General features: G+C 70.1%; 9 protein-coding genes and 1 pseudogene. 4 read left to right on the forward strand and 6 right to left on the reverse strand.

Going from position 1 to position 7,868, the window contains the following annotated elements; genetic code table 11:
- Nucleotides 1–5: 5 nt before the first annotated feature.
- Complete coding sequence (locus VM681_03360) at nt 6–731, forward strand: FHA domain-containing protein (protein ID HVL87035.1); 726 nt, start codon at nt 6–8, stop codon at nt 729–731.
- Here VM681_03360 and VM681_03365 read toward each other — a convergent pair.
- The 4 genes and pseudogenes from VM681_03365 to VM681_03380 all read right to left on the reverse strand — a co-directional run bounded on the left by VM681_03365 (nt 688) and on the right by VM681_03380 (nt 4,575).
- Nucleotides 688–1,995, reverse strand: coding sequence for a protein kinase (locus VM681_03365; GenBank protein HVL87036.1), 1,308 nt, complete (start codon nt 1,993–1,995; stop codon nt 688–690). The genes VM681_03360 and VM681_03365 overlap by 44 nt on opposite strands.
- Nucleotides 1,992–2,450, reverse strand: a complete 459-nt coding sequence (locus tag VM681_03370; GenBank protein ID HVL87037.1) for a response regulator — start codon at nt 2,448–2,450, stop codon at nt 1,992–1,994. The genes VM681_03365 and VM681_03370 overlap by 4 nt, the downstream gene beginning before the upstream one ends.
- Nucleotides 2,451–2,475: 25 nt before the next feature.
- Nucleotides 2,476–3,243 (reverse strand): annotated as a pseudogene (locus tag VM681_03375) (ATP-binding protein).
- Nucleotides 3,244–4,107: 864 nt separating this feature from the next.
- Nucleotides 4,108–4,575 carry a hypothetical protein gene (locus tag VM681_03380; protein HVL87038.1) on the reverse strand — a complete coding sequence of 156 codons (468 nt, stop codon included), beginning with the start codon at nt 4,573–4,575 and terminating at the stop codon, nt 4,108–4,110.
- Nucleotides 4,576–4,730: 155 nt separating this feature from the next.
- On the opposite strand from VM681_03380, the gene VM681_03385 reads away from it, so the two are divergent.
- The gene (locus tag VM681_03385; protein HVL87039.1) at nt 4,731–5,489 is read left to right on the forward strand and encodes a PAC2 family protein; all 759 of its coding nucleotides are present in this window, start codon (nt 4,731–4,733) and stop codon (nt 5,487–5,489) included.
- A gap of 7 nt (nt 5,490–5,496) precedes the next feature.
- Here VM681_03385 and VM681_03390 read toward each other — a convergent pair whose 3' ends face one another.
- Together VM681_03390 and VM681_03395 are read right to left on the reverse strand one after the other, a co-directional pair.
- Nucleotides 5,497–5,760, reverse strand: coding sequence for a hypothetical protein (locus VM681_03390; GenBank protein HVL87040.1), 264 nt, complete (start codon nt 5,758–5,760; stop codon nt 5,497–5,499).
- Nucleotides 5,761–5,923: 163 nt separating this feature from the next.
- Complete coding sequence (locus VM681_03395; GenBank protein ID HVL87041.1) at nt 5,924–6,181, reverse strand: KGG domain-containing protein; 258 nt, start codon at nt 6,179–6,181, stop codon at nt 5,924–5,926.
- A 135-nt stretch (nt 6,182–6,316) separates the two neighbouring features.
- Between VM681_03395 and VM681_03400 the strand changes: the two genes are divergently transcribed.
- Both VM681_03400 and VM681_03405 read left to right on the forward strand, forming a co-directional pair.
- Entirely contained in the window at nt 6,317–6,979 is a 663-nt protein-coding gene (locus tag VM681_03400) for a 7-cyano-7-deazaguanine synthase (protein HVL87042.1), read from the forward strand.
- A 34-nt stretch (nt 6,980–7,013) separates the two neighbouring features.
- Nucleotides 7,014–7,742: a Rieske (2Fe-2S) protein gene (locus VM681_03405; GenBank protein HVL87043.1), complete on the forward strand. Its 729-nt coding sequence runs from the start codon at nt 7,014–7,016 to the stop codon at nt 7,740–7,742.
- Nucleotides 7,743–7,868 lie beyond the last annotated feature (126 nt).

Raw genomic sequence — 7,868 nt, forward strand, 5'->3', positions numbered from 1 at the left:
TGGTCGTGGCGAAACGGCAGGACATTGACGTGGACGCACTGGAAGGATATCTCAAGGTGCTGGCGTACGCCAACCGGTTGGAGCTTCTGAGCCTACTCCGCGAGCCGCGCACGCTGGAGGAGATCCACCTCGCCCCCGGCCGCGGGCGCGCCGGCGGATCGCCGGAGCGCCCCATCTCGCGGCAGGCCGTGCAGGGACACCTCGATCGCCTCGTGGAATTGGGCATCGTACGCGCCCGGCGCGTCGAGCGGCGGGACCGGGGCGCGCACGTCGAGTACCTTTTGGACCAGTCGCGGATCTTCGCCGTGACGGAGGAGCTTCGGAAGCTGAGCGCCCTGCAGAGCCGCGGCGTCGTGGACGCCTTCGCGACGATCGCCGCGCCCGGCGAGGAGGAGGTCCGATGGGAGCCGGGACCCAAGCTCGTCCTCGTGCACGGCGTCGAGGAAGGCCGCGCGTTTCCGCTGCGCCGCGCCGACGTGCGGTCGCCGCGCGGATGGATCGTCGGTCGCGCGCCCGAGGCGCACGTCCGTCTCCAGTACGATCCCTACGTTTCGACCGAGAACGCCGAGGTGCTGCTGAGCAACGGCGCCTGGCGGCTGCTCGACCTTCGGACGGCCCGCAACGGGACCTACCTGAACTGGCGGCGGCTCCCGTTGGGCGGCGAGGCGGCTCTGCAGCCCGGGGACGTCATCGGCGTGGGCCGCTCCTTGCTCGTGTTTCGTCCGGAGTAGCCTTCAAGGCTCGGAGCGCCTTCCGAAGCGCGGCCGCGCTTTCAGGACGATCCGCGGGTTTTGTCGCCAAGGCGTCCGCAAGCGCGTTTCGCAGCGCCGCCGGCGCATCGGCGGGGAGCTTCCACGTCGGCTCGCGCTGGAGCGCGCGACGGACCTCCTGCGGCGAGAGCCCCCGCAGGTCGTGCGGCGGGGAGCCGCCGAGCATCTCGTGCAGGACGGCGGCGGCGGCGTAAACGTCGCTTGCGACGGTCGCCGGCTCTCCGCCGGCAAGCTCCGGCGCCATGTAGGCGGGGGTTCCGACGAAGAACGGCGCGCCGAGTCCCTCGTAGGTCGCAAACGGCGAGCGGGAGAGACCAAAATCTCCAAGCTTGGCCACGGCGCCGGGATCGTTTCCGCTCAGCAGGACGTTGGCGGGTTTGACGTCGCGGTGCACGACACCGCGCTCGTGCATGTAGGAAAGGCCGGCGAGAACGTCGCACGCGAGCCGGACGGCGACGGGGACCCGCAACGGGCCCTCGCGCGCCAGGCGCGCGGAAAGCGGCCCTCCGGGCAGGTACTCCATGACGAAGTAGGGACGCTGGGCGTGGTAGCCGAAGTCGTAGACGGACACGAGGTTCGGGTGGGAGAGGCTCGCGGCCACGCGAGCCTCGGCGAGGAAGTCGTCCGACGCGCCCGCGCGGTCGAGGCGCTGCGTGTGCAAGAGCTTCACGACGACGGAGCGGGAGAGCGTCGCGTCCTGCGCGAGGAAAGCCTCGCCCGAGGTGCCCGCGCCCAGCGAGCGGTCCAAGCGGTACCGGCCCCCCAGGACGGCCTCGGAGGTCTGCGCGGCGGGCGCCGGCGCGGCCGCCATCCGGCGCGCGAGCAAGGCGTGCTCGGCGCGCTTGCGCTCGATCGCGTACCGGAGTCGTCGCAGCAGCGACGCGCTGGCAAGCGTGTCCTTGCCGACGAAATCCTGCGCGCCGGCGCGCACGGCGCGGACCGCCAGCGCCTCGTCCGAGGCCGCGCCCGTCAGCACGACGACGGGGAGCTCGGGCGCGGCGGCCAAGAGGCGGGTCACCGTGGCAAGGCCCACGCTGTCGGGCAGCATGAGGTCGAGGAGCACCGCGTCGACCGCTCCCGCGGCCGCCTCCGCAAGCGCCGGCTCGAGGCGGTCGTGCCAGACGATCTCGATCTCGGGCGCTTCGGCCAGCAAGGTTTCCCGGACGAGGCGCGCGTCGCCCGGGTTGTCTTCCACGAGCAGGATCCGCAGGATTTCCTGCGTCACGTCGATCCCTTGGACGGAAGCCGCACGATCGAGAGCCAGAAGTCCTCGATGCTGCGGACGACATCAACGAAGCGGTCGAGCGAGACCGGCTTTGTCACGTAGCAATTGGCGTGCAGGTCGTAGCTTCGCACCACGTCTTCCTCCGACTTCGAGCTCGTGAGGATCACGACCGGAATCCTCCGAAGCTGCGGATCGGCCTTCATCTCGGCGAGCACCTCGCGCCCGTTCTTGCGGGGAAGGTTGAGATCGAGCAGCACGAGGTCCGGGCGAGGGGCCTTGACGTACGCGCCTTCGCGCCGGAGGAACGCGATCGCCTCCTCGCCGTCCTGCGCCACGGAGAGGCGGTTGATGAGCTTCGACTCGCGCAAGGCTTCGCGCGTGAGCCGCACGTCGCCCGGGTTGTCCTCGACGAGCAGGATCTCGGCGGGGCGGATCGACGGTTCCTCCACGTGCATCGGCGACGGACGCGCGGGCCCCGTCTTAAGGGTTCGCGTCGAGGCCCTTGGCTCCTTCGGGAGGCGCGTCGGGCAGGAAGAACGAGAACGTGGTGCCCCGCCCGACCTCGGAGGCAAGCCAGATCCGGCCCCCGTGCCTCTCTGCGATGCGCTTGCACAGCGCAAGGCCGATGCCCGTTCCCGGGTAGTCGTGGCGGTTGTGCAGCCGCTGGAAGAGCGTGAAGAGCCGCTCGACGTGTCGGGATTCGATGCCGATGCCGTTGTCCCGGACGTGGAAGGCGTTTCCGCCGGGCTCGCGCGTGGCCCAGACGTGAACGCGCGGCGGTTCCGTGCCGTGGAACTTGATCGCGTTGCCGACGAGATTCTGGAACATCTGCGTGATCTGCGTCTCGTCGGCGGTGATTTCGGGCAAGGCTTCGCGCGTCACGCGTGCTTGCGCCTCGTCGATGGCGGCGGCGAGGTTGCGCAGGGCGGAGTCGAGGGCGCGGTCGGCGGGGAAGCGACGGGCGTCCAGGCCGCGCGTGCCGGCGCGCGAGTATCGCAGCAGGTCCTGGATGAGCGCCTGCATTCGCGTCGCCCCGTCCACGGCGTAGCCGATGAACTCGTTCGCGTCGGCGTCGAGCTTTCCGGCGTAGCGCCGCTGGAGCAGCTGGCAGTAGCTCGTGACCATGCGAAGGGGTTCCTGGAGGTCGTGGGAGGCCACGTAGGCGAACTGGTCGAGCTCGCGGTTCCGGATGGCAAGTTCCTCGTTGGCGCGCCGCAGCCGGGCCTCGATCTGGCGTCGGGCGAGATCCGTCCGGTGGAGAAGCCGAGCCGTCCACCCCACGAGGATGAGCAGGAGCGCGGCGCTTGCGATGCCAAAGAGCGCGACGCCCACGGCCGTCGGGTACAATCCGGCGCGCTCGCCGGCCAGGCGGAGGCCGCCAAGCAGGATGGGGACCACAAGCGCGGGGAGCAGGACCCGCCGTGCGACCATGCCTCCGAGGCTGGGCGCCTGGAAGATCGAAACGGGGCCTTCCCCCTCCCGCATCAACGCGACGGCCATGGCCGCTGCGCCCACGCCGATGGCCGTGGGAAGCGCCATGGGAATGAACGCGGGGACGCCGTAGAAGCCCTCCACGCCGTAGAAATACCCCGTGAGCGAGACGAAGGCCGCCGCACCGGCGGCCGAGGCCAGGAGCTGGGACGCAACGACCACGCGGCCGCGTCCGGTCGCGCCCGCAATCCCGGCGCCCAGCGCCAGGATCGCAAGGCCCGTGTTGGGCGCAATCCGGTTTCCCTCAAGGTCCTCGCGGAACAAGAGCTGGTCCAGGCCGAGGTTCTGGCCGAGCAGATAGCCGGCCACGGTGACGATGCCCACGAGGAGGAGGAACGCCGCGCTTGCGAGGGCGACCCATCGGGCCGTGGACGAGCGCGGGCCGCCTTCGATCGTCCAGACAAGAGCGGTCGCTGCCGCAGCAATGAGCGCAAGAGCCGTGAACGGATTCGTCGCCACCGGGAAGCCAAGCGAGGCCAAGGCCCGCTCCCCGGCCAGCCAGCCCGCCAGGGCAAGCAAGCTCACGGCAAGCGCCAGGAACGCTCCCCCGTTGCGCATCCATTGCGTCGCGGTCCAGCTCGCCAGGTCCCTCGCCTGCCGCATCGCCAAAGGCCGCACGTCTCATAAGTGGCTATGCTCCGGCGGGCTCCCGCTCCCGGGCGGCCGGCGGACGATCCAAGCCACGACCGTCGCGTCCACGAGATCGTCCGGGTGCAGGATCCCCACGCCGCCCACCGAGCGCTCGGGGCGCAGGCGCGCGGCGTGCAGGAGCTCCAACCGTTCCACGAGGCCGTCGATCGACCGGCGGGCGCGCGTGGGGACGGCGCGACCCACGGCGCGCGCGAGTTCGGCAAAGGCGCGTTCCGCGTCCACGACCGTCACGCGATGGCCGGCGGCTTCGATCTCGACGAGGGCTTGCTTCGAGTGCGGCCCCCGTGGCGGCGCGGCCACGCCTGCGGCTTGCGCGTCGCCGGCCCAGGTGAGCGCCTCGTCGAGCGTTCCGTGCCGCGTCGCCCCGTCGAGCCTTCCGTGCCAAAGCGCAACGGCGACCCATCCGTCGGGCCGGGCGACGATGCCCACCGTTCTCACGCGCGCCGGAAGCGTCCCGCGCGCAAAAGGATTTTCAGGGGCGGTGGCGGCGAACGAGCCCGACGCTCTCGGGAGCTCGGGCCGCAGCTACTCGTTCCCTGGTTGAAGCGGCGGCGGTTAGGTGGCTCCCGCGGCTGCCCGTGCGCGGTGCGCACGTGACGTGGGAATTCGTTCCTTTCGAGACGGCCGACCTCTCGGGCTCCCTCGTGGTCGTGGGCCTGCCGTCGGTGGGCAACGTCGGCCCGACTGCGGCTCGGTTCCTCGCCGAGCAGCTACCCATGCGGCTTCTCGGCGGATTCCAGAGCGAGGCCTTGCCGCCCGTGGGCGTCGTTCGCCGCGGCATCGTGACGAGCCCCTACCAGGCGTGGATGGCGGACGAGGTCTGCGGCCCGGACGGACAATGCGACCGGCTGGTCGTCGTCAACGGGGACGTCGCGCTTCCGCCCACCCAGCTCGTTCCGCTGGCGGCCTACCTTGCGGAGTGGGCCAAGGAGCGGGGCGCCAAGCTCCTCGTCAGCCTGGATGGTTTCCCAGCCGAGGAGCAGGGAGCGCCCGCCGAAGGCCTTGCGGCCGTCGCCAACCGCGCGGGCGCCGACGCGGCAAGCCGGCTTTCGGCCACGCTCGTGCAGGAGGCGGTGCTCAGCGGATTCTCGGCCGCCCTTCTCGTCCGCGCCAACCGGGAGTCGCTGCCGGCGGTGGCGCTGTTTGCGCGGGTTTCCCAAAAACAGGGCGACGCGGAGGCCGCAGTCGAACTCCTGCGCTGCGTGGACCCGCTCGTCCCTCGCATCCCGCTTGCGCCCGAGGAGCTCTCCAAGCGCGCGGCCGCCCTGGCGCACCGCATGCGGCAGGAGCGCGAGCAGCAGGAGAGGACCGCGCGCGCCCTTGCGGAGCGAGGGCACCAAGGCTACGCCTAGTCCTTCGCTAACGGATGCTCTCCATCGCGCGGATGACTCCGCTCTTCAGGTTGGGGCGAATGATCGACTGGTTGCCACGGGCCTCCCGCGTGATGAGGCCGCGCTTCTCGAGCTTCTCGAGGAGCGCCACCGTGTAGAAGTAGCTCTGGCCCACGAGCTTGCTGAGCTCCCGGATGTTGACGCCGGCCTTGCGGTGGTTCCAGACGGCGTCGAGAATCTTGGTTTGAGCCGAACGACCGAATGTATGTTGGTATTTTCGCGGAGCGACCATTGGCACCAAACACGAGATGGTTCGAGGGTTTTTGATTCTTTCGCCGGTGCCACGAGCGCGTACATCTCAACGTGCGCGGCGCGCTTCCGGTTGACGTTGGCCGTCGCCGGGAACCGAACGCAAGGCCCGCGGGGCCGTACACCCCGCGGGCGCCTTGCCGTTTTCACTCGTTCCGGCGGTTGCCGCCGCTCGTCTCTCCGCCCTTCTTTCCGATTTCGGCCATGTGCTCGCGGTCCTGGCTCACGGCCTCGCCGCCCTTCTTGCCGATCTCGGCCATGTGCTCGCGGTCTTGGCTCACCATCTCGCCGCCCTTGCGGCCGATCTCGCTTCGCCTCTCGGGATCGAGATTGTCCTGCAGTCGCCGGTCGCTCTCGCTCTCGACGGGCCGCGATCCGCCTCGGCCGCTTTGTTCCTGTGCCATGGTGGTTTCACCACGGTTCCGTGGCGCCGCTCGAACTTGCGTCTTCTGGGACGCGCCTGGCGTCGCCGATGCCGCGTCGATCCGCGTCTCCGGGCGACCGAAGCGTTCATGCGCTCGCGACGTTTGGCGTTCTCCATGGCCGTTCCTCCGGCGCGAGCGATCGTCCTTCTGTCCGGCGGGCTCGACAGCGCGGTCGCCTTGGCGTGGGCGCGCCGGCAGGATCGCGCGGTCCTTGCCCTCACGTTCGAGCCGCCGCGTCGCCCGCGAGGCGAGCGCCGCGCGGTGGACGGGCTGCTTGCATGGGCGCCCGAGGTACGATCGATCCGGTTGCCGGTCGGATTCGTGACGGACGCCTTCGTCTCGAAATCGCCGCCGGTTGCGGCTCCCGAAGGCTACGTCCCGGCGCGCAACCTCGTCTACTACTCGCTTGCCCTCCACGTTGCCGAATCGCAGGAGGCGGGTTGGGTCGTGGGCGGCCACACGGCCGAGGACGCGGAGACGTTCCCCGACGTTTCGTCAAGATTCTTTGCATCCTTGTCCGCGCTGGCCGCGGAGTCCACGCTCGTCGGCGCGCGCACGCCCGCCTCCATCGTCCAACCGCTGCAAGCGATGCGCAAGCACGAAGTCGTGCGGCAGGGGGTCGCCTGGGACGTGCCGCTGGGACGCACGTGGACCTGCATCGTCGACGGGCCGGTGCACTGCGGCCGATGCGGAGGATGCCGGGACCGTCAAGCCGCGTTTGCCAAGGCGGACGTCCCGGATCCGACCTCGTACGCGGCGGGCGACAGGTTCAAGTAGGCTTGGCAAGGATGCCCGGCCCAGGAGGCTCTCCGTGGGACTGCTAGGCCGGCTCTTTGGCAAGCGCGCTGCGTCGCGCGAGGACTGCCCGTATTGCCGCGCAGAGAAGCCCGCCTTCGAGGTGGGCGGCACGCCGGCCGCCTTCGGCTATCCGAGCGTCAAGTTCGTCTGCTGCGGCAAGGTCGCGTTCCAGTACGTCGACCGGAAGACCGGCAAGTTCCTTCGCTGGATCAAGATCGGAGACGGCCAGGCCGAGTGGCTTCCCAAGGACCGCTACTTTGCCTACCTCGAGGAGACGGCCCAGCCTCGCGGCTGGCGCGAAGGAAGCCCACACGTGGCCAAGGGACTGACGAAGCCCAGCCCCTCGTCCCGCGCGGCCACCGCCGTGACCCCAGGGCCGCCCGAAGCGGCCCCACCTTCGGCCCCATCGCCGCCTCTCCCTTCGCCCGCCGCGCCCGTCGCCTTCGCGGAGGTCTGCTCGGTGTCCGACGTAGCCCCCAACACCGGAAAGGTCGTCACGGTGAACGGCCGGCGGATCGCGCTGTTCCATCTCGGCGGGCAGTTCCACGCCATCGACGACCGCTGCGCGCACTCCGGGCGGTCGCTTGGGGAATCCGTCTTCGAGGACGACGGTTTCGTCACCTGCAACGGGCACGGCTGGCGGTACGACGTGCGGACCGGCGCGACCGAGCACAACCCGGACGCCGGCGTCCGGAAGTACGCGGTCAAGGTCGAGGGCGGCAAGGTGCTCGTGGGCGCCTGACGCCCTTCATTCCGCCTTCAGGTCCTTCGTGAAGCCCTTCCAGTCGAAGGACGGGTCCAGCAGCTCGTCCTTCACCTTCGATACGTCCGTCTTGGCGAGGATGAGCTTCTTGATGAAGCCCTGGAT

The sequence above is a fragment of the Candidatus Thermoplasmatota archaeon genome (assembly GCA_035541015.1).
Taxonomy (GTDB): domain Archaea; phylum Thermoplasmatota; class SW-10-69-26; order JACQPN01; family JAIVGT01; genus DATLFM01.

Coding starts and splice junctions, on each gene's coding strand:
- VM681_03370 (HVL87037.1), bottom strand. CDS start 2,450: ATGCACGTGGAGGAACCGTCGATCCGCCCCGCCGAGATCCTGCTCGTC.
- VM681_03390 (HVL87040.1), bottom strand. CDS start 5,760: ATGGTCGCTCCGCGAAAATACCAACATACATTCGGTCGTTCGGCTCAA.
- VM681_03400 (HVL87042.1), top strand. CDS start 6,317: ATGGCCGTTCCTCCGGCGCGAGCGATCGTCCTTCTGTCCGGCGGGCTC.
- VM681_03395 (HVL87041.1), bottom strand. CDS start 6,181: ATGGCACAGGAACAAAGCGGCCGAGGCGGATCGCGGCCCGTCGAGAGC.